The 22,782-nt window shown below is 69.0% G+C and carries 18 protein-coding genes; 10 read left to right on the top strand and 8 right to left on the bottom strand.

The window, feature by feature from the left end; translation table 11 throughout:
* Positions 1–94 precede the first annotated feature (94 nt).
* Both ACYVDG_RS05220 and ACYVDG_RS05215 read right to left on the bottom strand, forming a co-directional pair.
* The gene (locus tag ACYVDG_RS05220; protein WP_460747161.1) at positions 95–1,570 is read right to left on the bottom strand and encodes a sodium/glutamate symporter; all 1,476 of its coding nucleotides are present in this window, start codon (positions 1,568–1,570) and stop codon (positions 95–97) included.
* Positions 1,571–2,031: 461 nt separating this feature from the next.
* Entirely contained in the window at positions 2,032–3,843 is a 1,812-nt protein-coding gene (locus ACYVDG_RS05215) for a serine/threonine-protein kinase (RefSeq protein WP_460747160.1), read from the bottom strand.
* 216 nt (positions 3,844–4,059) lie between these two features.
* Between ACYVDG_RS05215 and ACYVDG_RS05210 the strand changes: the two genes are divergently transcribed.
* Positions 4,060–5,448, top strand: coding sequence for a hypothetical protein (locus tag ACYVDG_RS05210; RefSeq protein WP_460747159.1), 1,389 nt, complete (start codon positions 4,060–4,062; stop codon positions 5,446–5,448).
* Positions 5,449–5,525: 77 nt separating this feature from the next.
* Here ACYVDG_RS05210 and ACYVDG_RS05205 read toward each other — a convergent pair whose 3' ends face one another.
* Both ACYVDG_RS05205 and ACYVDG_RS05200 read right to left on the bottom strand, forming a co-directional pair.
* Entirely contained in the window at positions 5,526–7,214 is a 1,689-nt protein-coding gene (locus ACYVDG_RS05205; RefSeq protein ID WP_460747158.1) for a hypothetical protein, read from the bottom strand.
* 421 nt (positions 7,215–7,635) lie between these two features.
* Positions 7,636–8,052 (bottom strand): YchJ family protein, encoded by a 417-nt coding sequence (locus tag ACYVDG_RS05200; RefSeq protein WP_460747156.1) that lies wholly within the window; start codon positions 8,050–8,052, stop codon positions 7,636–7,638.
* Positions 8,053–8,154: 102 nt separating this feature from the next.
* Between ACYVDG_RS05200 and ACYVDG_RS05195 the strand changes: the two genes are divergently transcribed.
* The 3 genes from ACYVDG_RS05195 (at position 8,155) to ACYVDG_RS05185 (ending at position 12,325) form a co-directional block, all read left to right on the top strand.
* Positions 8,155–8,688 carry an NUDIX domain-containing protein gene (locus ACYVDG_RS05195; protein ID WP_460747154.1) on the top strand — a complete coding sequence of 178 codons (534 nt, stop codon included), beginning with the start codon at positions 8,155–8,157 and terminating at the stop codon, positions 8,686–8,688.
* An 80-nt stretch (positions 8,689–8,768) separates the two neighbouring features.
* Positions 8,769–10,757, top strand: coding sequence for a sigma factor-like helix-turn-helix DNA-binding protein (locus ACYVDG_RS05190; RefSeq protein WP_460747153.1), 1,989 nt, complete (start codon positions 8,769–8,771; stop codon positions 10,755–10,757).
* 578 nt (positions 10,758–11,335) lie between these two features.
* Positions 11,336–12,325 carry a TerC/Alx family metal homeostasis membrane protein gene (locus ACYVDG_RS05185; RefSeq protein ID WP_460747152.1) on the top strand — a complete coding sequence of 330 codons (990 nt, stop codon included), beginning with the start codon at positions 11,336–11,338 and terminating at the stop codon, positions 12,323–12,325.
* A 39-nt stretch (positions 12,326–12,364) separates the two neighbouring features.
* Here the strand turns inward: ACYVDG_RS05185 and ACYVDG_RS05180 are convergent, their stop codons facing one another.
* Positions 12,365–13,810 carry a sodium:solute symporter family protein gene (locus ACYVDG_RS05180; RefSeq protein WP_460747150.1) on the bottom strand — a complete coding sequence of 482 codons (1,446 nt, stop codon included), beginning with the start codon at positions 13,808–13,810 and terminating at the stop codon, positions 12,365–12,367.
* Positions 13,811–14,029: 219 nt separating this feature from the next.
* On the bottom strand, positions 14,030–14,863 hold the full coding sequence (locus ACYVDG_RS05175) for a MurR/RpiR family transcriptional regulator (protein WP_460747149.1): 834 nt from the start codon (positions 14,861–14,863) through the stop codon (positions 14,030–14,032).
* A gap of 152 nt (positions 14,864–15,015) precedes the next feature.
* Between ACYVDG_RS05175 and ACYVDG_RS05170 the strand changes: the two genes are divergently transcribed.
* Positions 15,016–16,263, top strand: a complete 1,248-nt coding sequence (locus ACYVDG_RS05170; protein WP_460747148.1) for a metal-dependent hydrolase family protein — start codon at positions 15,016–15,018, stop codon at positions 16,261–16,263.
* Between the two features lie 104 nt (positions 16,264–16,367).
* Here ACYVDG_RS05170 and ACYVDG_RS05165 read toward each other — a convergent pair whose 3' ends face one another.
* Positions 16,368–16,583 carry a hypothetical protein gene (locus ACYVDG_RS05165; protein WP_460747146.1) on the bottom strand — a complete coding sequence of 72 codons (216 nt, stop codon included), beginning with the start codon at positions 16,581–16,583 and terminating at the stop codon, positions 16,368–16,370.
* A gap of 234 nt (positions 16,584–16,817) precedes the next feature.
* Here ACYVDG_RS05165 and ACYVDG_RS05160 point away from each other — a divergent pair, with 234 nt between their 5' ends.
* The 5 genes from ACYVDG_RS05160 to ACYVDG_RS05140 all read left to right on the top strand — a co-directional run bounded on the left by ACYVDG_RS05160 (position 16,818) and on the right by ACYVDG_RS05140 (position 22,191).
* Entirely contained in the window at positions 16,818–17,882 is a 1,065-nt protein-coding gene (locus ACYVDG_RS05160) for a hypothetical protein (RefSeq protein WP_460747145.1), read from the top strand.
* Between the two features lie 599 nt (positions 17,883–18,481).
* A complete protein-coding gene (locus tag ACYVDG_RS05155; protein ID WP_460747143.1) occupies positions 18,482–19,213 on the top strand; it encodes a class I SAM-dependent methyltransferase in 732 nt (243 codons plus the stop codon).
* A 192-nt stretch (positions 19,214–19,405) separates the two neighbouring features.
* Positions 19,406–19,669 carry a hypothetical protein gene (locus ACYVDG_RS05150; protein WP_460747142.1) on the top strand — a complete coding sequence of 88 codons (264 nt, stop codon included), beginning with the start codon at positions 19,406–19,408 and terminating at the stop codon, positions 19,667–19,669.
* A gap of 395 nt (positions 19,670–20,064) precedes the next feature.
* Entirely contained in the window at positions 20,065–20,694 is a 630-nt protein-coding gene (locus ACYVDG_RS05145; protein ID WP_460747140.1) for a hypothetical protein, read from the top strand.
* A gap of 198 nt (positions 20,695–20,892) precedes the next feature.
* Complete coding sequence (locus ACYVDG_RS05140; protein WP_460747138.1) at positions 20,893–22,191, top strand: purple acid phosphatase family protein; 1,299 nt, start codon at positions 20,893–20,895, stop codon at positions 22,189–22,191.
* A gap of 116 nt (positions 22,192–22,307) precedes the next feature.
* On the opposite strand, the gene ACYVDG_RS05135 is transcribed toward ACYVDG_RS05140, so the two are convergent.
* The gene (locus ACYVDG_RS05135) at positions 22,308–22,490 is read right to left on the bottom strand and encodes a hypothetical protein (protein ID WP_460747137.1); all 183 of its coding nucleotides are present in this window, start codon (positions 22,488–22,490) and stop codon (positions 22,308–22,310) included.
* Positions 22,491–22,782: the final 292 nt, after the last annotated feature.

The following is a 22,782-nucleotide window of genomic DNA, read 5'->3' as shown; positions in this document are numbered from 1 at the left end:
CCGTGCGGGGGGCGGTCGACCACCACGGTCGACCGCCCCGCCACCGGGAACACCCCGGTCACAAACCCGGTCGGAACACCGGCCGGGGAACCGGTCAGGAGACCGAAGCGCGCTCTTCCTGCCTCTGTTCGGCCTTGCGCCGCCTGCGCCGCAGCACCACGAGCCCGAAGAACAGGGACGCCATCATGGTCACGGCCATGATGGTCAGGAAGCCCCACGGTCCGACCAGCGGGCTCACGATCAGCGGGATGGCCGCCGCGGTCACCAGACCACCGCCGAAGAACGGCTCGAAGACCAGCTGCTTGTAGCCGAAAGCCGGGTAGGCGGGCGTCTTGACCTCGGGGTCGACCACGCGCATCAGCACCATGCCGGTGGCGGTCACGCCGAGGGACTGGCCGAACTCACCGATGCCGCGCTCGAACCAGAAGTTCGGCATGATCCGCGGAGCCAGAACGAGGAAGGCGAACAGGCACCACAGGATGCCCGACACGGACAGGATCGCGAACGTGGCGATGTTGTCGGCGATGGCCTGCAGGGACAGGGTCGCCATGGCGGCGATGATCAGAACGTCCAGGGACAGGCCCTGGATGCGCTCCACCGACTTCTCGTCGACGATGTGGTTCTTGTCGAACCGGTCGATGAACATCTGCACGATGATGCCGCCGATCATGGCCAGCGGGAACAGCGGTACGTAGGCCATGACCTCGATGGCGTCGGCCCACACGACCTGCTCGATCCACTGCAGGGCGGACAGGATCAGCTGCCCGATGATGACCGCCAGGCCCACCAGGCCGAAGTGCAGGGTCAGCGGGTCCATCGACGAGGGGTGGACCGTCATGGTCGAACCGGAGGTGCGGTTCTCACGCTCGACCAGGCCGGCCTGCTCACGAGCGGTGCCCTTGTTGTCGGCGGAGATGACGGAGGTCTTGTTACGGCGCACCCCCCAGTTGATGAGGATGATGCCGATGATCACACCGGAGAGCAGTCCGATGGTGGCCATGCCCAGGGCCAGGTCCTGCCCCTCGGCCCAGCCGACCTGCTCGAAGGTGTTGCCCAGCCCGGCTGCGGTGCCGTGGCCCCCGAGGAAGCCGATCTCGATGAGCGCGCCGGAGATCACCGGGACGTTGAAGAACGGGGCCAGGACCAGCAGGGCCAGCAGCAGACCGATGACGTACTGTCCGCTGGCCACGGTGATGCCGAAGGACAGGTTGGGTCCGGCCAGATCGACCGCTTCGCGCATCTTGGGCATCCGTTTGCCCAGGAAGAGGCTGGCGAAGACCACCGAGATGAGCAGACCGGGCAGCGCGGCCCAGACCGACATGATGTCGACCCCGAAGAGCCCGCCCTCGGCGGCCCGCTCCGCGAAGTCGACCGCGATACCCCGGTCGGCGAGCAGTCCCATGACCCAGCCGAAGACGTCAGGACCCAACAGCAGCGCGATACCGCCACCGATGATCGAGCTGGGCAGGTACAGCTTCTGCGTCAGCTTCCACTTGACCCGTACAAGCTTCGAGACCAGCAGCAACACCCCCAGAAGGAGGAGCGCGAGGCCAACGGTGTCAGGGGACATTTCTACCTCTCAATACGGTCCCGCGGTCGTGCGGCGGCACAGGTGTGCCCATGCACACCCGCAGGTGCCGGGGCATAGGTGTGCCCCCGTGCGCGCACTGCGGCACGGCGACGCTGCGCGGAACGCGCGCTTGCACAGGGGCTGTGGCTGGGAGGTAGATCGCGAACGGAAGTGGCTCAACTAACGCGAACGCTCGGGGAATCCTACACACGGTGATGAAGTGGCAAAGACACCCTTTGCCGACGTTCCGTGATGAACACCTGATGCAGCATCAGGGAAGCACAAACACCCCGGAAACAGGTAGGGAATCGGCGCAACCGCGGGAAGCACTGCGGTTGGCACCTTCACGCTCCGCCAAGTCCACACCGTCCCGAGGCGCCTTCCCCCCAAGTCCGGGGCCACACACCGCGACCACCGGAAATCACGGTGAGGATCATCATGCCGCCACCGAGAAACCGACCTCAGTCCCACGAACCCTCGAACAGCCTCCGCGCCACCTCGACCAGCTTTCGGTGCCGCGCCTCTTCAGGCCCCACCATGGCCACCGCGTCCGCCCCCTTCCGGTCGGCACCGTCCGGAACCAGCCCCAGTGTGGCCCGCACCGCGGCGAGCGACCCGGAACCGGCAGGGGTCCCGTCCGGGACCCCCTCGCGCAGGTGCGTCGACAGCGCCCAGCCGGCCTCAGTGGCCGCACCGGAGAAGACCAGCCCCAGCTCCTCCGCCTCACACAGCGCCCGCAGGACCCGGTCCACCGCATCCGTTTCGGCCTCGACCATCGGCTGGTACCACTGGGCCGCCGCCACCAGCCACGAAGCGCCCGACCGCAGTTCCATCCCCGCCGCGCGCTCCTGCACCAGGCGCTCTCCGATCACCCCGGTACTGGTCCCCCACGGCAGGTCCCTCAACGCACGGGCCAACGCCCACCGCACTCGAGCGCCCCGCGGCTCCCGCGCGTGACCACCGGGGAAAGGATCCTCCGGGGCCGGCCACCACAACGCGGCGTCCGCCAACCGGGACCAAGCCTCGACCAGCGACGCCAACCTGACCTCCGTGGAGTAGGCCGACCAGACGTCGGCCTGATCGGAAAGCCCGACCCGGTCCCCTTCGGCGGCCAAAAGCCCGAGCACCGCCCCCGCCTCCACCCACACCCGGGCCAGGTCCGCGTTCCCACCCGCCGCCTCGGTGAGCCGCTGGCGCTCCCGCACCATCAGCAGCCCGTCCTTGCGCAGGCGCGGCGGCCGCTCCGCGAACGCGGCCAACAGCCTGGTGTCCGCCCCGGCCAGAGCGGTCAGGGCCCAACGCGAACCCTCGGCCAGGCCCTCCTCCCCATAGCGCAGCATCTCGTCCAGCGGAACGCCCACCACCGCCTGCGGGGCCGTGCTGAACGGCCAGGGGTGGGCGCTCCGGATGGCCAGCGCCACCTCCCTCGGCATCTGCATCATGCGGCTGGCCGCCTCCCAGGGCACCAGCAGGCCGCGCTCGACCATCCAGTCGATCTCCGGGTCCTCCGATCCGTCCACGGGGATCTGCAGGCGGTCACCGTTGCCGTACAGGTCGGAGGCCTCCACTTCTGACCCCAGGAACGCGAATCCCATCAAGCGGTGCCACACGTCGTGCGAGGCACTGCGCAGCACCTTCTCGACCCGGTCCGGGGTGCTCAGGAACCGCCTGACCGCGGTGTGGAGGGCCATCCAGTCCCCGGTGGGGTCCAGCCCCAGAGTCAGGGCGACCCTGCGCAGACTGGGAAAGTCGAACTCGTCCAGGCCCTGCTCGAGCTCGGGCGGCGCCGCGGGCACACCGAACTGGTACGCGGCGTCATCGTGCAAGTGGTACCCGCCCTTACCGTCCGGCCACAGGATCGCCAGGCCGGTCAGAACCTCGATCGCCTCCTCGGCCCGGACCCGCGCGAGCCCCGGCCGGTCGGCACCCACGCCCGCCAGGACGTCCTCATGGCTCACCGGGCCCAAACTGCCACCGGTCATGAGGAAATGCCCTCCGGGCAGCTGCCGGGGAGGCATATCGCCGAACTCCAAGCGCAGATCCCTGTGGTCCTCCGCCACCCCGACCACCGCGTAGATGAGCTGCTGCTCCGCCAGAGTGAGCCGCTCGAAGACGAGGGGACGGAAAGCCACGAAGGAAAGCAGGTCCACGACGGTCTCAGGTGTAGCCCAGTCAAACCTGACCGCCCCCTCCGAGAGGGAAGCGAGCAGGTCGGCGATCCGCTCCGGAGGCATCGAGCGGATATGGGACTCCAACGCTGCACGACGATCCATGTGTTCACTCTAGACACCCGCGCACAAGGTGCACGCGCTGTCCACAGGGCCGCCGAACGCCCCGAGCCGCCCCCGGCCCCCACGGGACCCGAGGCACATCCGTAAAGCCCCGCTCCCGGCTTCGTACCAATCTGCGCGAAACCGTCCCGCCACCCCGCGCCAGGGCGATAGAAGAGGTGTTCAAGCACTACCCCAGAAGAGAAACCGGGAGCGGACGTGCCCTCTCAAGACCCGTCGAACCCGGAGCACCCACCCCTCTCCGCCAGGCCCGTGTCACTGCTCCCCGTCGACGCCCTCGCCCGCATGGCTCTGGACACCCCACTGCTCTGCGACGCCCTCAGCCTGGCCCGCTGGAGCGCACCGGGCACACCGGTCACCCACCACGGGGTGCCCGGCATCGACGACGCGCGCACCGCGATCACCAGATTCTCCCTGTGGCCGCACGACCTGCCAGGGCGGGCCGCCGAGCGCACCACGTGGCTCGGCGGCCTGCACTCCGCCACCGACGTCGCCCACTTCGTCGTCCCCTGGTCCACCGCCCTGCGCCTGGGACTCATCGAGATCGACTCCTCCGAGGCACGCCCCGTCCCCGACCTGGAACAGCGGGTACGCGACTCGCACCAGGTCCTGAACTGGTGGTTCCGGGAGTTCGAGCACACCATCGAGAACGCCCGCGGCGACCTCGACCACCCCGAAAACCCCACCCCCGGCACCACAGGACCCGACCTCCTCCCCGGTGTCCTGCGCTATCTCTACGAGGCCCCCGACGGCGCCCGGCCCAGCCTCGACACCCTCGCGCCGGAGGCCCTCACCTCACCCGACCCAGCCGCACCCCGCGTCACCGACTATCTGCTGCACGTGCTGTGGCAGCTCTCCGACACCGGCGCCGTCGCCCTGGACCACCACCCGTCCAGCACACCGGCGCGGGACGGCCACGACCGCTGCACCGCCGAGCTCACCGCACTGGGCCGCTACGGGGTCCGCAGGCTCCTCCTCGAAGTGGGGATCCACGCCCCGCTCGTGGACACCCTCGCCGAGACCGGCGCCGCCCGTTTCCTGGACGCCCTGTCCGTCCTCCCCTTCGAGGAACGGCTCGCCGAGGCCGGCCCGTGGCTCGACCTGCGCGGTCCCCCCGAGGCCCTACGCCAGATCTCCGCGGTGGTCTCCGGCCCGGGCCTGGCCCTGCGCCGCTGGGTGGGCGCCCAGGTCCTCAACACGACCAGTTCCGAACTCGAACCGGACCTGCGTTCCCTGCTGCACTCGCCCCTGCCCGCCGTGGCCAGCATGGCGGCGGTCGTCCTGCTCTCCTCCGGGATGCTCAGCCAACGCGGCATCGACCGGCTCCTCAGCGAACACGGCCCCTGGGTGGTCATCGACATGGTCGCCGCGGGGATGGCCCCGGACAACGCCGACCTGGCCGACTTCCTCTCCTCGGAGGGCACCCCCGACGTCGAACAGACCGTTCTGGACGCCCCCGACCACCTCCGGCTGCGCACCCACCCCGACGCCCTACCCGTCCTGGATGCCCTGGGTCGGCAGCACCCCGATCCCGCCACCGCCGCCAAGGCGCGCGATCTGGCCGCACGGCTGCGCCACGAGTCCTGAGCGCAGCTGACCGCGTCGGGCGGCCCGCACCCGACCGCGCCGGGATGCGCCCCGGTCAGCCGCGCTGGATCCCGTGCTCAGCCGCGCTGGGCCAGGGAAGTCAGCATCGGGCCGAACTCCTCGTCCGCGGTGTGCAGCGAGACCGACTTGGCCTCGTGGTCGAGCGTGACGCCCACGGCACGCAGGTCCAGCGGCTCCCCTTGGCCGCGCCCGCGCGAGTTCGGGTGCCACCAGTACAGCTGAGCACTGATCGGCTTCTCGGCGTCGGCTGCGAAGCGCTCGGCGACCTGCTGCATATGGTCCATCGCCGCGACCGGGTGCCCCTGGCCGAGCGGGTGGGCGAGAATCACTTCGGGCACGGGAAAGGCCACGATGGCACCGTAGGGCGACTCGCCCAGGTAGCGGTCCAGGGCGTGGGCGTGGGCAGCCACGTAGGGGTGCTGACCGCCGATGTGCATGACCTTGGCGCCGTTGTACTCGTGTTCGCTCACCTCCACGGGCTCGCTCAGCGCGCCGCTCACTGCCTCGGCGAAGACCTGGCCGTCAGGGCGCCCCGACTGCTCGTGGGCCGCGCGCGGCAGGGGCTGGAGTGAGTCGGGGCTGTCGATGACCACGGTCTGCCACAGCCCCGGGGCGACCTCCCGGGTCACCAGCTGTTCCATCACGCCCTCGGGGAAGGCGTTGACGGGGTAGAGCCGGACCCTGAGCTGCCCGGCGGGCTGGGCCGCGCTGTCCTGTGTGGCCTGCGCGAGCTGATCCAGGGCAGAACGGGAGAAACCTGACGCGTGCTGGGCGATCTGTTCGGGGGTGGCTGCGTCCAGCGCGGAGCGGAAGCCGCTGATATCCGTGCTGGCGCTGTTGCCGTCGGTGAGCTGGATGACGAGGGTGTTCGCGTCCTGGAACGCGGCCTCGACCCCGGCCTCCCGGAAGGCCGCCACCAGGGCGTGGGCCACGGGGTCACCGGGGCCCTCCGGCCCCTGGGTGCCGGAGATCTGCTGGCCCGCACCACCCTGAGCTTGGGGCTCGGGGGACGGCTGGCCCTGACCGCCCTGGGGTTGGGCACCCGGGGTTCCCCCCAGGAGGCCGCGCTCCCGGGCGTTGCGGGCCATGAAACCCGCGAAGTGGGCGGCAAGCCCTTGCCGCCGGTCCTCCGGGGAGACGATCGCGTTGTCGAAGGTCTCGGCTAGGCCGCTCTCCAGAAGGACGCCAGCACCGGGGACGGACACCCGCAGTCCGGTCGGCCGGAGGTACTCGGCGTGCAGGCCCTCGCGGGCGCAGGCCTCCACCAGCGCGGCACCGAAGTCCGCGGCCATCCTCCCCTCGTCCATCTGCTGGGCCTGGTGCAACCGGGAGCGCATCCAGTCCGGGATCTGGTCGTCCGCGCGGGGGAAGCGCCGCATCTCCTGCAGGTAGACCAGCGGGTTCGGCTCGGGCGAGATCTCGGGCTGGGTGTCGTGGTTGTACTCGACGTTCATCTGGCCGGAGTGGTGGACCGAGACGAGCATCGAGAGCCAGGTGCCCTTGCCCTCTTGAAAGCCCGCCTGCTTGAGGACGTCCACCTTGCCGGGGACGTCGTCTGGCACCTGGATCTGCCGGACCTGGCCGTCCGCCCCCTGCACTGCCAGCATGCCGTCGTCGAGGGCGCCGATCGGCCGGGCCAGATACGTGAGCTGCTGCCAGCCCTCCGGTACAGCCGATACCAGGGACCGGGCGAGGTCCTGGATGCACTCGCCCTGTTCCATGGGGCTGAGGTTGCGGGGGTCCATATGGGTGGCTCCGTGTCCGTTCGGCGGTGTTCCCGAGTCCTTCCTACCGGGTTCAGCGGACCGTCAGTACCCGGTAGACCACGGGACATCCCGGCGACCGGCCCCGAACACCGCCGCGGCGGGTTGTCCACAGGCCTTCAGCGGGATCGCGGCGTTCGTGGCATGTTGGTTGTGGGGCCCAGTTTTCCCCGCTCCTGGGCCCGTTCCGAACGATCCGGTGGTCCCTTGACGTGTTCTCGACGGGTCGGCGATGAAACTGTTGCATGAGATTCAACCGCGCATCTTTACGACGTAGATTCCCGATGGTCCCCTTCGCCCGATTCGAGTGTGCCCGCGCCCGGCACACCACCTGTCCCCGGCCACGGGAACAGAGCGGTCCGACCCCCGCTGTCAGCCCCGGCGGTGGCCGGGCACCGGTTCGCTAGTCGAGTGCGTCAAGGTAGGTCCAGGCACCCTCGTGGCGCAGGAACCGGCTGTGCTCGCGGAGTTCACCTTCGCGGCCCCGTTCACGGAAGACCGCGCGGAACTCGACCGTTCCCTCGTTGTGGAAAGGCGTGCCTTCACTCGTGCGCTCGATCTCCAGGCGCACCCACTCCGTCGCGGGGTCCAAGCCCACATCGGCTGGCCGCGTCGAGGGGTGCCAGGAGCGGAGGAGGTAGGCCTCGTCACCTACCGCGAAGGCGCTGTAGCGCGAACGCATCAGGTCCTCGGCGGTGACCGCCTTGGCGGAACCGTCGTGCAGTCGGCCGCAGCAGTCATCGAACCCCTTCGGCCTGCCGCAGGGACAGGACGCGGCGCTGGAACGGGACGGCCGGGTACGCGGGCTGTGCTTCGACATCCCACCATTGTGGCGGCTGTCCGCCACCCCACGGTCCGGGTGAGGGGAAAGAGGGGAAACCAGCCCAGAGCCAGAGTCACCCACCGGGATAGGGTGCCGCGTATGCGACGCGACCCCCTGGCACAGCGCTCCGCCGATGCGGTACTGGCCGCAACGGGCCAGGCACGGAGAGAGTTCGACGACGCGCGCACGTGGCTGGTCAGGGCTCTCGAGGGCACCCTCAACCCGGTTTCAGCGGAGGTCTGGGCGTTGGACCGCGACCTCGAACACGTGCTGCTGGTCCGGCACCGCTGGCGCGGCTGGGTCTGTCCCGGCGGCTCCGTCGACCCCGGGGAGACTCCGCGCGAAGCGGCCGCCCGGGAGTTCCACGAGGAGACCGGCCTGCCCGCGGAGCCGTCGACCTTACCGGCGGTAGCGTGCGTGCGCTCCTACCGCGCGGACTGGGATCCCACTCTGGGACTGGCCTACACCACGATCGTCGACCGCTCACTCCCCCTGTCCGGAGAGTCCGGACAGCCGACCGCGTGGTTTCCGCTAGCGGCCCCCTGGGACGGCGCGTTCCCCGAAGACCGGGACCGGATCCGGGAGCACGTACTCCACCTCGACCACACCGGTGTTCACCGCAACCGAACCTGAACCGAAAAACGAAGGCGAACTGTCAGCGACCACCTCTAACGTGGGAACCGATCCCGTTCCACAACGTGGGAGGCCCCTCCGTGCCCCGGCCTGTCGACTTCCGGCTCACCGAACTCGTCCCCGCCCTCGACCGGACCTGTGACGACCTGGCCGCCGGAGCACTCGCCCACCCGATACTGCCGGACGAGTGGTGGCGCAAGCTGCGCCTGCCCCTCGCCCTGGGCCGGGTCGGCGCCGACCACATCGCCTCCGGGCTGGCCGACCTCGCGCTCGCGCGCTGGTCGGGGCAGGCGCTCGGCGAGGTCATGCCCGCCCTGTACGTATCGGGGTCCGAGGGCGGCGAGGAGGGCTCGGCGGGACACCTTTTCCTGGCGGCCCCGCTGGGGTCACTCGCCGACGATCTCGGCGACGGCCCCGCCCTGGGACGGATCCGGGACGCCTTCCGCACCGCCCTGGGCAGGATCCCCCAGGAGCATCCGCACGAACCTCCCGCGCCGTCCCTTCCGGCCACAGCCCTCGACCTGGAAAGCCCCGGGCACCGGGAGTACTCGGCGGCGGGTGACGGTCGATCCGGTCGCGATCTTCTCCTCTCCTCGGTCGACGCCTGGTTCGCCGACCTCGGCGAGCGGCGCCGGGCCGTCTCCTCCCGCCGGGTCTTCACCGACTCCCCCGACACCCTGGACACGATCGGCGCGGACTTCGGGGTGACCCGGGAGCGGATCCGCCAGATCCACCGCCAGGTCGTGCAGGACCTGCACGCCTGGTCCGAGTCACCCTCCGGTGCGCGACTGGGGGGCCACGTCGCCGCCGTCGCCGAGGGACTCGGCGCCGCCGCACCGGTGGAGACCTTCTGGTCCTCGCACCCCGAACACTCCGTTGCCGTGCCCTCCCTCGGCGTCCCCCTCGGTCAGATCGTCCTCGCTCTGCTCCCCGAGCACCGCGTGAACGAGGACTGGCTGCTGACCGGGGACGTCCACGACCTCGCCGAACGGTTGACGGACCTGTTGGAGTCCAAGACCGCACTCCCTCTCTCCGAGGCCCTGGAACTGGCCCGCGAGTGCGGGGTCGTCCCCCGGCACGCCCGTGCCTGGCTGGAGTCCCAGCCGCACGCCCACGTCGTGGCGGACAGCCTCGTCCACTGGGGGCGCAGCCTCCCCGACAAGGCCTACGCGGTCCTGTCCGCCTTGGAACGCCCTCTGCACGTCGACGAACTGGTCTCGCACATCGGCGGGGACTTCAACGAGGCCGGTTTCCGCGACCGGATCCACAACGACGCCCGGCTCATGCGGCGGGACCGCCGCGTGTTCGGGCTGCGTTCTTGGGGCGGCGAGGAGTACCTGGGCGTCGAGGCGACGATGCGCCGCGAACTCGAGCGGGCAGGCGGTGAGATGCGCGTGACCGAACTCGCCGAGCTCATCTCCGGCCGGTTCGAGGTGACCGAGGGTTCCGTGCGCTCCCTGGCGGCGGGCAGCGAGTTCGACCGGCCGCGCACCGGCTGGGTCGCGGTCCTCGACGGCCCGGATCCAGCCACCAACACCTCGTACCGCCCCCGTCGCGGGGTGGAGCGGACCCGCCGGTGCTTCCGCGACAGCGAGGGCACCTGGTGGCTGCGCCTTGACCTGAACGCCGAACACCTGCGCGGGTCGGGATTCCCCGTCCCCAGCGGTTTCGCCGCCAACGTGGGCATGTACCCGGGCGTGCGGATGCCGGTGCGGATCGACGGGCGCGAGACCACCGTGACCTGGAAGAACCAGCCGCTCATGAGTTCGATCCGGGCCCTGCTCCTACGTGAGAACGCCGCGCAGGGCGACCTCGCCTTCCTCACCATCACCGAGGGCGAGGTGCGCTGCCGGGTCCTGTCCCCCGCCGAGCCGGCCACGGACGGGGTCTTGGGCCGTGCCCTGCGTTTGGCCGGGATCGCCGACCCCACGCCCGATCCGCTCGCCGCCCTGGCCGATGCGGTCGGCCTGGCTTCCCAGTCCTCTCGCACACAGGTCCAGCGGCACCTCACCGACCGCGGCGACGGCGATATCCTGGCCGTCCTGGGCACCGACGCCGGGCATGGCTGAGCCCGCCCCGCCCCGCCGTACCGGACTGGGCACCGCCACAGCGCACGACCGACCGCGTCGGACGAGGGGATCCAACGCGGCCGTTCGACCGTTACGGCACCGGTATCCGGTTCAGGGGCACGCGGTTCTCAGGCCGCACGTCCCGGACGCCGCGGTCCTGGTGGCGGAAGCCACCGGGGAGGCGGACCGTCATCGGGTGCGGGACGCGGGCGAGGGATTGGCAGGGCCTTTCCGTATGGGGCTGCGATCTCCATCCACAGGATTCGTACCCAGAATCCCGTTGGGGACGAAACGCGAAACCGGCGAGTTTTCGGTCTGGCAGCCCGCGAACTGGCGAAACCGGTCAGCGGCGCGGACCACAGTGATACCGGTGGCCACTTGTGGCACACGGGTGGCGTGGTGGGACGCCGAGTTGCTAGGCGTTACGGGAGAGGGTTCCGTGGGGGGGGAGCAGTCGTCGCACCAGAGTCGTGCGGTCCTCTCCTTCCCCGCTCGTTCCCCACCCACCCCCACCACCCGAGCGACCCCCGGGGCCTCCTGGTCCCCCAACCAAGCACCCTCACAAGGAGTACAGCCCCGTGAACGTCCCTCTGTGGCTGTGGATCACGACCGTCGTCGTGATCGTCACCCTCATCTGCGTCGACTTCGTGATCGTGGCACGCAATCCACGCAAGCCCTCGACCCGTGAGGCTGCACTGTGGGTCAGCTTCTACGCGGTGCTGGCCGTGGCGTTCGGCGCCGCCCTGGCCTTCACCGCGGGGGCCGAACACAGCATCGCGTTCTACACCGGTTGGGTCGTCGAGTACTCGCTGAGTATCGACAACCTGTTCGTCCTGATCCTGATCATCGGCTCGTTCCAGGTGCCGCCGGAGCACCAGCAGAGGGTCCTGCTCATCGGGATCGGCCTGGCACTGTTCTTCCGCGCCCTGTTCATCGTGGCGGGCGCGGCGGCGGTCGAGGCCTATGTCGGCGTCTTCTACCTGTTCGGCGCCATCCTGCTCATCACCGCGATCAAGCTGTTGGTCTCCTCCGACCACGATGTCGGCCACGCCGAGTACAAGGAGAACGCGCTGGTGCGCAGGGTGCGGCGTGTGCTGCCCACCACCGATCGCTACCACGGCGCCCGGATGACCGTCCGGTTGGAGGGCAAGCGCTACATCACCCCGATGCTGCTGGTGGTCATCGCCATCGGCATGGCCGACATCGTCTTCGCCCTGGACTCCATCCCGGCGATCTTCGGTATCACCCAGGAGCCGTACCTGGTCTTCACCGCCAACGCCTTCGCCCTGATGGGCCTGCGCCAGCTGTACTTCCTCATCGGCGGCCTGCTCGACCGCCTGGTGTACCTGAACAAGGGCCTGGCGCTGATCCTGTCGTACATCGGGGTAACCCTGATCCTGCACGCCATGGAGTACACCACCGACCTTCCGGTGAGCTCCCCGCCCGAGTTGGTGTCCCTGGGTATCGTCCTGGGCATTCTGGTCGTGGTCACCGTCGCCAGCTTGGTGGTCAGCCGCGGCGGCCAGCAGCACGAGCCCTCCCACGACCCCGAACCGGACCCCCGGTAGGGCTTCTCCGCGGACCTCCGGGGGCCGCTCGGTGCGGTGTCAGTCCACGCCGACCGCCTCCAGGGTCCGGGGGTCCGGCGCCTTGGTGAGCAGGCTCGCGACGACCAGGGCCAGAACGGCGGCGGGCAGGGCCACGATGACCCCGTTCAGGTCACCGGGGGCACCGATCATCTCCCAGCCGATGGTGAACGCCGCACCGACGACCAGTGCGGCGACCGCCCCGGCGGTGGTGGCCCGCCGCCAGAACAGCACCGCGAACACGGCCGGGGTGATCGCCGCCCCGTAGATCGTGTAGGAGTACATCTGCAGGTCGAGGACGGTGGGGAAGTACAGCCCCAGGCCGACGGCGATGAACGCGATGGCCACGACGGCAACGCGCTGCACGACGAGTGTGCCCCGGTCGCCGCCCGGTTCGGCGCCTTGCCCGGTCCCTCCGTCCACACCTCTTCCGCGGCCGAAGCGCGCGAAGAGGTCGAAGGCGACGTTGGAAGCCGCGGAGAGCATGAACGAGGACCCCGTGGTGATGACGAACGCGACCGCTCCGGCCAGGAGCAGCCCGCCGAGTGCCGACGGAAGGTGCCCCTCCGAAGCCAACCGCAGCACGGACTCGTCGCCGTTGATTCCGGGCATGATGACGGCCGCGGCGGTGGCCAGCAGGATCACGGGGACGAAGACGAAGAAGCAGGAGACCAGCATGCCGAGTGTCGACATGCGGGCGCTGCGTTCGTCCTTGGCCGCGGCCAGGCGCTGGTAGAGGTTCTGGTCGGCCAGCAGGAGCAGGAACAGCGGCAGGAAGAAGCCGAGCAGCTGCAGGGGGCTGAGTCCGCCTGACGGGGTGGTGGCCACCTCGGGCAGCCCTTCCCAGTAGGCGGTGGGTCCGCCGATGGCGGCGAACACGATCGGCACGGACACGATGAGCGCGCCGAGGATGAGGATCGCGGAGACGAAGTCGGTGTAGGCCACCGAGAAGAGACCTCCGGTCACGGTCAGCACGGTCACTACCAGCGCGACGAGCAGCGTTCCCTGCGTGGGGGTCAGGGGCGTGGTGAGCGCGACGACGTAACCGCCTCCGACGAACTGGGATGCGACCAGGCCGACGTAGGCGATGGTGGTGACGACCGCGGCGACCGTGCGCACCCCCGTTCCGAAGCGGACCTCCAGCAGTTCGGGGATGGTGTGCCGCGCGGCCCGGCGGATGCGCCTGGCCGCGAACAGCAGGACCAGGATGCCCAGGGGTGTGCCCGCGAAGAACACCATTCCGGCGATCGGGCCGTAGGTGTAGGCGAAGTTCGCGCCGCCGATGATGGTGCCCGATCCGACCCAGGTGACCAGAAGGGTCGCGATCATGACCGGGGTGGGCAGGCTACGGCCGGCGAAGAGGAAGTCGTCGCCGCTGCGCACCTTGGCGGAGCGCGAGAAGTACAGGCCGATCCCGACCATGGCCAGCAGGTAGAGACCGAGAATGACGAGGTGGGTCGTTTGCATGGGCCGCCTCAGCAGGGACGTAGTGGGGTGGCAAGGGCCTGGGCACAGATGAAAGCAGCCACCCGACAGAAAATGCAATATCTATTGCATCAAGTGATCCAGATCACTCCAAAAACTCGTCGCACAACCTGCCGCACGGCGCCGATCACTCCATCGACCGCACCGTCGGCCCCAGCGCAGAGCCCGGATCCCGCCACAAGGGCCGCTCCGACTCCCCGGTCAGAACAGCTCTGCGGACCGCCAGAGCCGCTCGGCCTCGTGCACCGCATCCAGGGCCCGCTCGCCCCCCACCCTGGCCAGATCGGCCAGCACAGCGTGTACCACCGTCATCGCCGCGGCCAGGGACGGGAACATCCCCACCCCCTCGCTGGGCACGACCACCACCTCCGACGCCAGGTCCACCAGCGGGGAGTCCCGGCGGTCGGTGATGACGGCGATCGGCACCGCCCGCTGGGCCGCGATGCCGGCGGCACGCCGCAGCGCCAGCGGCAGCATCCACAGGTCGCACACCACCACGAGGTCGTCCGGCCCCATCCGGGCGAGCTCGTTGGTGAGCGCCGTTCCGTCGGTGTCACGCACCCGCACGTCGTAGCCCATGGTCCCGGCGGCGTGCGAGAGCTGGATCCCCGGGGCAGCGAAGGTCCCCGACCCCAGAACCAGGGTGCGGCCCGCGGAGTGGATCGCGGCCGCCACCGCCCGGACCCGCTCCGTGTCGAGGGTCTGCTCCAGCAGCCTCAGGCTCTCGCGGTCCGAGCGCACCGCGGCGCTCACCGGGTCGGCGTCGGACCCGGCGTGTTCGGCCAGGACCTCCCCGGCACTGAGGGAGGCCAGGTAGCGGGAGCGGAGCTCCACACGCAGCGCGGGCCAGCCCGAGTACCCCAGCTGCTGCGCGACGCGCACGACGGTGGCGACGTTCACCTCGGCGCGCTCGGCGACTTCGGCGGTGGAGGCGTAGGAGGAGAATCGCGGCTCATCGCGCAGGACGCGGACCACCCGTTCGGACGCCTTGCCCAGGCGCCCTCCCGCCAAGGCCTCCTCGATCCAGTCGGACATCCGCGCCTCCGTCTCCGTCCGAGCGCGCCGGACCACCCGCCCCGCCCCTCTCAGCGATACCACCCCCGCTCCGTGAGCGGAACTGATATGCAACATATATTGCACACGTGGGGTGCGGACCGTCCTCGCCCCGGACCCTTCGGAGGATCCCCATGACCCAGCCCGCCCGACCCGTCCGCTTCACCGGCGCCCGGCTCCTCGACCCGGAGACCGGCACCTCCACCCCGGACTCCTGGCTCCTCGTCCGTGACGGGGAGATCGCGGCCCGGGGCAGCGGAGCGCCGCCCGCCGACAGCGCGGCCGAGACCGTCGACCTCGCCGGTGCCACACTCATGCCGGGACTCATCGACGCCCACGTCCACGTGACCGCCTTCAGCGCCGACCTCGGCGCCGCAGCAGACCACTCCCCCTCGTACATCACCGCTTTCGCCGCCAACTCCCTGTCAGCCATGCTCACCCGAGGCTTCACGACCGTGCGGGACGTGGGCGGGGCCGACTGGGGCCTGGCCCAGGCCGTCGACGAGGGCCTCCTGGACGGCCCCGAACTGATCTTCGGCGGCAAGGCCCTCTCCCAGACCGGCGGGCACGGCGACTTCCGCCCGCGCGGGCGCCACGGCACCGACCAGCACGGCTGTTGCCCAGGCGCGGGACTGGTCTGCGACGGCCCGGTCGAGTTCCGCCGGGCCGCGCGCGAGCAGCTCCGGACCGGCGCCCACCACGTCAAGGTGATGCTCTCCGGCGGGGTGGCCTCGCCCACCGACCGGATCGACTCCACCCAGTCCTCGGTGGACGAGCTGAGCGCCGTGGTGGAGGAGGCGGAGGCCGCCAACCGGTACGTCACCGGACACGCCTACACGGCCCGCGCCGTCAACCGAGGACTGCGGTTGGGCGTGCGCTGCATCGAGCACGGAAACCTCATCGACGAAAGCAGTGTCGAGCTCTTCCGCGAACACGACGCGTTCCTGGTCCCCACCTTGGTGACCTACCGGGAGCTTTCCCGGCAGGGTGCCCGCAACGGTCTGCCCGCGGAGAGCCAGGCAAAGGTGGACACCGTGCTCGACCGGGGCTTGGACGCGCTGCGCATGGCCCACGAGGGCGGTGTGCGACTGGTGTTCGGGACCGATCTCCTCGGCGGTATGCAGGAACACCAGAGTGCGGAGTTCGCCATTCGCGGGCAGGTGCAGCCCACCGCCGACGTGATCCGCTCCGCCACGTCTGAGGCGGCCCGCCTCCTTGGCCTGGAGGGTAGGGCGGGCACGTTGCGCGAGGGGGCGCGTGCGGACCTCATCGTGGTCGACGGGGATCCGCTTACCGACCTGTCGCTGCTCGCGGAGCCGGAGCGGGCCGTGCGCACGGTCCTGCGCGGCGGTGCCGTCCGGCACCAGCGAGCCGGGGTGTAGCGGGCGCCCGAATTCGTGACGCGCCCGCGCCACGTAGGGCTGCTCAATCCCGGAGGGGCGGATGTGCGCGCCCCCGCGAACGCACGCATCCGCCCCGGTCTGCATCAGTCAGCCGGCTCGAACAAGCGGGACCACTGGTCCTGCCCGCCCTGGGGTTCGCGGTTGAGGCGGACCACTTCGTCCTGCCAGTGGCGCAGCTTCCGCTGCATGCGGTTCTGGTTGTAGGACAGGGCAGCCATCGCGAAGATGGCGACGATCACCGTTCCGACCAGGAAGAACGTGATGGCGGTCGCGACGACCAGGATGATGGTGGCGTTCACGGCACCGACCTCCGATGATCCTTCGTCTGCCGGGCCCGCCCGCTGGCGGAGCCCGACGATATCTCATCCGAAACTTGCCAGTCTCTCGCCTCAGCGACGAAAGAAACGTTCTGCGCCGGGCCTTCTCCCGCGGCCCATCCTCAGGTTAGAATCTGGATTTCCTCTTGGAAATGTCCAATTTGAGGACTTTCAGTGGACGTTCAGGGGACCCAGGGGACGCGGAGGGTACACCTGGTGAACGACGAAGCCCCCCAGGCACAGCGAGAGTACGTTCGGGCTTTCCGTGAACTCAGGCGGGGTATCGGGTGCACCGTGGACCGGTTGGCCGAGAATGCTCAACTCGACCGCATTATGAGACGAAGAGTCGAGTCCAAGGGCGAAAAGGTGACCGATGATCTCATCATCATGGAGATCACGAACCTGATCGAGGCCATCAATGACCCCAAGTACCGGGACTCCCTGCTGGTCGCACTCCGACTGGACCTGCGCTACCAGCAGCGCGCGCTGACGGACCGTCGAAGGAACTACAACGAGGACCTGAAACACGCCCACGACCCGGAACTACGCCAGCTCCACGTCGACAGCGCCCGCACGATGGAGCGGCGAGAGAACCGCGCGATCGCCCTGGTAGCGCGCTACCTGGACGAACACCGGGACACCACGTCCGAGGCCCCCCAACGGGATTGGCCGCTCCGCCCGATCGCACCCCAGGGCGAACTCGCGGTGGAGGCCATCTCACAGACGTGCAGCTTCTCCCCGACCGGGGTCATGACCTCCCAGGACGTGCACAGATGGGTGAGGGCGACATCATCCGTGACAAACCCCGAGCTCACCGTGACACACCGTTATTTCAACGAGAACAAATCCGGGTTGATCCGCGTCGAGAGCCTGTATGGTTGCCTTGTGGATTCGCAGGCCGAAACGGTGAGCGGCGACTTCATCGCGAAACTCCGCATCCACCGTGATCTTGATCCGGCAGACGGTATCTACGCTTTCGCTACACGGGTGTCCATCAACAGTGACACCCGGTGTAGACCGGTGGTCACATGGAGGCCGAGGTCGGGTTTCACGAGGAGAATCGAGTTCCATCTCAGGTTTCACGACTCTCATAAGCCGGCCAGGGCCTGGTGGTTCCAGTCATCCCGGGATGTCGAGGGTGAGATCGAGCCACCGGCCCACGAAGGTCGCCACCTGCAGCTACTGGACGAGGGACGGTACCTCTACCGCATCTTCGAGCATGAGCACATCACGCCGAGCCTGCGGTACGGAATCTCGTGGATCTGGCCAAGCGAAGCCTGAATCCCATATTCGGACGGCAACGAAAGTACGGTCATGGAAAACGACGGTTAGAGTCCGCAGTACGCGCCCGGGGTGCCACACGCCCCGGGCGCCCCGCACATGGCCGCCTAGTACTCGCCGTTGTCCATGCTTCCCTTCCCCGGGCGGGCTCCCGACCTACTGCACGGCCCACCCTCCTCGGACAAGATATCCACAAAGGTCCACATTTCGCAAGCCGATATTCGCATTGGAATTCTTCACCTGGTCGTCGTTATTGCGCGGGTTTCGGAAGAACTCCGAGTGGGAATATTGACGGAATTACCCCCGAACGTCCCGAGCACACAGGACTACAGGACGGAACCGGACGGTCTCGGCCGCGCGACGCTCAGTATCGCCGCAGTCACTGTGCACGACGACCTGGAGCGATGACGCACCGGCGAGCAGCCCGCACACCTGGCGCCGCACGACCACTGGCGGACCAGATAGATAAACTGCACAGAAATCGCATTTCACCCGCCCCGAAAACGGCAGGTCACTCGTGTCGGGATAGGCTTTCATCTGGCCCTTCGCCATCCCGGACAGGACCCAGAAAGCGCCTTTATTCAGGAGGATGTGGAGAAATGCCCACTGTCGAGTGGAACCGGAAAACCTGGGGGAAAACGCACTCCTGGGAGCAGAGCGGTGACGAATGGGCCTTCATGGCCGCACACTGCCGTCAGCCCTACCCGGAGTGGAAGGGGTCCCTCGTCGACACATTGCTGGCTCCCTGGGCCGCCCGGGGCGACACCCTCGAGATCGGCCCGGGCCACGGCCGCTGGACCGAGCACCTCCTGGAGCACTCCCCCAAGGTCTGGATCGTGGACGTCAACGAGAGCTGCCTCGACCGGTGCCGCGAGCGCTTCGCCGACCGGCCGGAGCTCAACATCCACCACACCCACGGATACTCGATGGACCCGGTCCAGGATTCCTCGATCGAGTTCGTCTGGTCCTTCGACGTCTTCGTGCACTTGGACCCGGACGTCATCTGCGGCTACCTCAGCGAGATGAGCCGGGTCATGGCTCCCGGCGCCACCGCGGTCATCCACCACGCGGGCAAACCGGACTGGACACTGCGGCTCTCCCCGCTCACCCGGCGCACCGGCCGGGTCGGCAAGGTCGCCCAACGGTGGCTGAGCCAGCGCCGCTGGCGCGACGACGGCAACCGCTCCGACGTCTCTCCCGAGGCCTTCGCCCGCTGGGTCGGCGCAGCGGGCCTCCAGGTGGTGAACCAGCGCACGTCGTGGGGTTCCGAGGACCAGTACACCGTCGACAAGTACCGCGACTGCGTCACCCAACTCCGCAAACCCGGGTGACCCGACGCCGGCCCCGGTGCCCCTGCTTTCGGCACAGGGGCACCGGCAGCGGGGACACCGCACGTCACCGCGGCCGGAATTCCGCAAAACGCGCACATCGAAGGTCGGCACTTTCTAGGCTGGGGGTGTCCGACGGCGTTCTCCCGCGCCGCAGCCGGAAGCCCCACCGTCGCGCCCCAGTCCAGGAGCGAAATGACCCACCAAGAGGTCGAGGACCTCATCCACGGACCGGCCCCGGATCGCTCGGAGTGCCGGGCGATACCCCGGGATGAGCTGGGAAACGACGAGTGCGACGCCGTGGTCGCTCGTGTGACGGACGGTGTGGAGCTGCACTGCGGCGCGTCCAACGTGGGCGGGTTCGTGGTCTGCCGGTTCCACCTGTTCTACGCCCTCCACGGGGGCTACACGCGCGGCAAGCTCCTCACCGAGAACCAGGGGTACGAGGGCGCGGAGTAGAGCACTGGGCTGGGCCCAGCCGACCGAAGAGCGGTCAAGAAATCCTGGCCAAAAACCAGCAAAACTATCAATTGCGAGAATCAAACTCGCACTTTATTCGCTGGGCGCGGCAGTCCGGAATAATGTCCACTTCAGATGCATGCCGCAAATTGCCCGGGAGTAGTTTAGCGAAAGCTGCCGCTCCAGCCGAGCTGGGAAGAAACACCCGAAGGGGTCCCATGCCCGACCGCGAGACTGCACGACCAGGGTTCGTTGTTCCGAGACCGCAGGTCCAGCCCAGTACTGAGGGCCTGGGGCCGCGAGAGAGGTCCAGGCCCTCCGCGGGGTGCTTCGCGGCTGCGGGAATATTCTTCCTTTTCGTCAGTCTCCTGGTCGGCCCCACGATCTCGGCGGCGGTGGTTCCAGCTGCCGTCATCGTTTTCGCGACGGTGTTCACCTACTACCTCACGCTGGACTCCAGGGAGCAGAAACATTGGAGGCACATGGAGATCCTCCGGGATTCCTGCGGCCGGGACTACATCACGGTGGACATGCTCGCACCCCGGGACCGCCCCACACTGCGCCGCGCCCAGCACGCGGTCGACACCATCCTCGGAACTCCGCTGCACCGCTCCGGCCACCTGATGAAGGCCACGCGGAACACGTCACTGCTGTGCGGGCTCGAGTGGCGGATCGCCTGCGACCTGTACCGCGTTTCGGCGGCTGAGCGGGACCTCGCTCAGACGGCCCTCCCCTACACCGGGGGCGATCTGGACCGGAGGGCGTACGAGCAGGCGGCGGAGGTCTTTCAGCGGATCAGGGGCCGGGCCGAGGAACAGGCCGCCGCGCTCCACGCCTACGCCGAACGGGTCGAGCACGCCCAAGGCCTGCTGGACCGGTGGAACCGCGCGGCTGAGCACCGTCCGATCACGGTCGACCTGCCCGCCGACAGCGCCCATCTCCCTCCCGAGGTCACGGACTCCGTGGCCGCCGCCCAGAAGGAAGCACGCAAGGTCTCCAGGATCCACGCGGAACCCGACTCCTGACCCCGCCCCGTAGGTCCCGCCCCAGATGCGCACCCAGGCACTCCCCAAGTAGGCGCCCCAGCGCGTTCCCAGGGTCCTGCCCCGCTTACTCCCACGTTCACCAGCCACACACCCCCGGCTATGGTGCATTCACAGCGCGTTGTTTTGCCTTGGTTAGGTTCGCCGTGCCCCGAACCTCACACGGAAAGCAGATCGGCCATGTCGGTCACCGCCCGTTCCACGGCACACCGCAGCCTCACCTTCCTGGCCCTCGGCGCTCTCGCCGCGGCCCCCGCCCTGACTCTGCCCACTCCCGCTCTGGCGGAGTCCGGCCCCGAGCGCATCCTGCTCTCCCCCACCGACGACCCCGCCGCGTCCCAGCACGTGACGTGGCGTTCCGCCGACGCTGACGAGGACGCCCAGCTGGAGATCTCCCCGGCGGGTGGCACGGACGAGGTCGAGCAGATCCCGGCCGAGTCCACCGGGGAGGCCGCGGACCACCACTACTACCGTGTCACCCTCACCGAGCTGGAGGCCGACACCGAGTACCGGTACCGGATCGTCCCCAGCGAGGGCGAGCCGAGTCCCTGGCAGACCTTCACCACCGCCGACACCGAAGCCGCGCCCTACGACTTCCTCTACTTCGGCGACATCCAGAACGACATCACCGAGCACGCCGCCCCCGTCGTCCAAGCCGCTTTGGAGGCCGAGCCCGGCGCGGAGCTGGCCGTACACGCCGGCGATCTCATCGACCACGCCAACGACGACTCCGAATGGGGCGAGTGGTACGACGCCTTCGGCCCGGAGGCCACCGGCGGCATCAACCACGTGGCCGCAGCGGGCAACCACGAGTACGCCGACAACGCCCTCAGCGGGCACTGGCCCCTGCAGTTCCCGGGCGCGGGCAACGGCCCCGAGGAGGGAACCGACCTGAACGAGACCGTGTACTCCACGGACTACCAGGGTGTGCGCTACATCAGCCTCAGCTCCAACTACCGTGACGCCGACATCGACGACACCGACGCGTGGCTGGAGCTCCAGCAGGACTGGCTCGCCCAGACCCTGGAGGACAACCCCCACGAGTGGACCGTGGTCACCTTCCACCACCCCCTCTTCTCCAACAGCCCCGGACGCGACAACGAGCCGCTGCGCGACGCCTGGCTGGACACCCTTGAGGACTACGACGTCGACCTGGTGCTGCAGGGCCACGACCACTCCTACAGCCGCGGCAACCTGGTCGAGAACCGCACTGAGAACCCCGATGCCCACACCGGCCCGGTCTACGTGGTCTCGGTGGCCGGCCCCAAGATGTACGACGCCACCGACGAGAACTGGACCGACAACGGCGCCGAGGCCCGGGTCCAGGTGACCGACACCCAGACCTACCAGACGGTCTCGGTGGACGGATCCACGCTGGAATACGAGGCCACCACCGCCGCAGGCGAGACTGTCGACGCCTTCACCATCACCAAGGACGACGGCGGGAAGCTGGTGACCGAGCAGAACGACCAGCGCTAGGTTCTGCCGGAACGCACGTGTTGGGGGCGGACCGATGCCGCCCCCAACGCCATGGCGGGCCGCGGATCGCGCTGGGGGGCGGACTCCGCGGCCCGCCGTTCAGGGCTTCGTCCGGATCAGAGGGCGAAGCCGCCGTGGACCCCGGGTCCGGCCAGCACGGTGACACCGTCCGAGTCGGCGTTCGGAGTGCTCAGCTCGGAGGCCTGGGCCGGGAGCGCCAGCACGGCGACACCAGCGAGGGTTGCGACGCCAACGGCGACCGTCTTTGCGATACGGGACAGAGAACTCGTTCTCTCCACGCGTATTCCTCTCTGCACCCTTGAGGGCGCGTTCTTGAGGGCGACCTGATAGGGAATCATGGTCAATGGTGCGATCACCGCACCATGAAAAAGGAGTATAAGGATTGATCAGTTCCCCCTCAGGAATGCGTCCGGCTCCGGCCAGAAAATGTCAGCAGGGGTACTGGTGACTGTTCAGGTGTCCCGGAGAAGGATCAGACGGTTTCGGGCATCCAGCACCGGCCCTCGGCCAGGTGGACCAGGGCGTCGAACATACCGATGCCGTGCTTGGCCGCGGTCGCTACATAGGAGC

The organism is Nocardiopsis oceani, from assembly GCF_054777395.1.
This window is presented reverse-complemented; position numbering and strand designations above follow the sequence as displayed.

Coding starts and splice junctions, on each gene's coding strand:
- ACYVDG_RS05220 (WP_460747161.1), bottom strand. CDS start 1,570: ATGTCCCCTGACACCGTTGGCCTCGCGCTCCTCCTTCTGGGGGTGTTG.
- ACYVDG_RS05215 (WP_460747160.1), bottom strand. CDS start 3,843: ATGGATCGTCGTGCAGCGTTGGAGTCCCATATCCGCTCGATGCCTCCG.
- ACYVDG_RS05205 (WP_460747158.1), bottom strand. CDS start 7,214: ATGGACCCCCGCAACCTCAGCCCCATGGAACAGGGCGAGTGCATCCAG.
- ACYVDG_RS05200 (WP_460747156.1), bottom strand. CDS start 8,052: ATGTCGAAGCACAGCCCGCGTACCCGGCCGTCCCGTTCCAGCGCCGCG.
- ACYVDG_RS05195 (WP_460747154.1), top strand. CDS start 8,155: ATGCGACGCGACCCCCTGGCACAGCGCTCCGCCGATGCGGTACTGGCC.
- ACYVDG_RS05180 (WP_460747150.1), bottom strand. CDS start 13,810: ATGCAAACGACCCACCTCGTCATTCTCGGTCTCTACCTGCTGGCCATG.
- ACYVDG_RS05175 (WP_460747149.1), bottom strand. CDS start 14,863: ATGTCCGACTGGATCGAGGAGGCCTTGGCGGGAGGGCGCCTGGGCAAG.
- ACYVDG_RS05170 (WP_460747148.1), top strand. CDS start 15,016: ATGACCCAGCCCGCCCGACCCGTCCGCTTCACCGGCGCCCGGCTCCTC.
- ACYVDG_RS05155 (WP_460747143.1), top strand. CDS start 18,482: ATGCCCACTGTCGAGTGGAACCGGAAAACCTGGGGGAAAACGCACTCC.
- ACYVDG_RS05150 (WP_460747142.1), top strand. CDS start 19,406: ATGACCCACCAAGAGGTCGAGGACCTCATCCACGGACCGGCCCCGGAT.
- ACYVDG_RS05140 (WP_460747138.1), top strand. CDS start 20,893: ATGTCGGTCACCGCCCGTTCCACGGCACACCGCAGCCTCACCTTCCTG.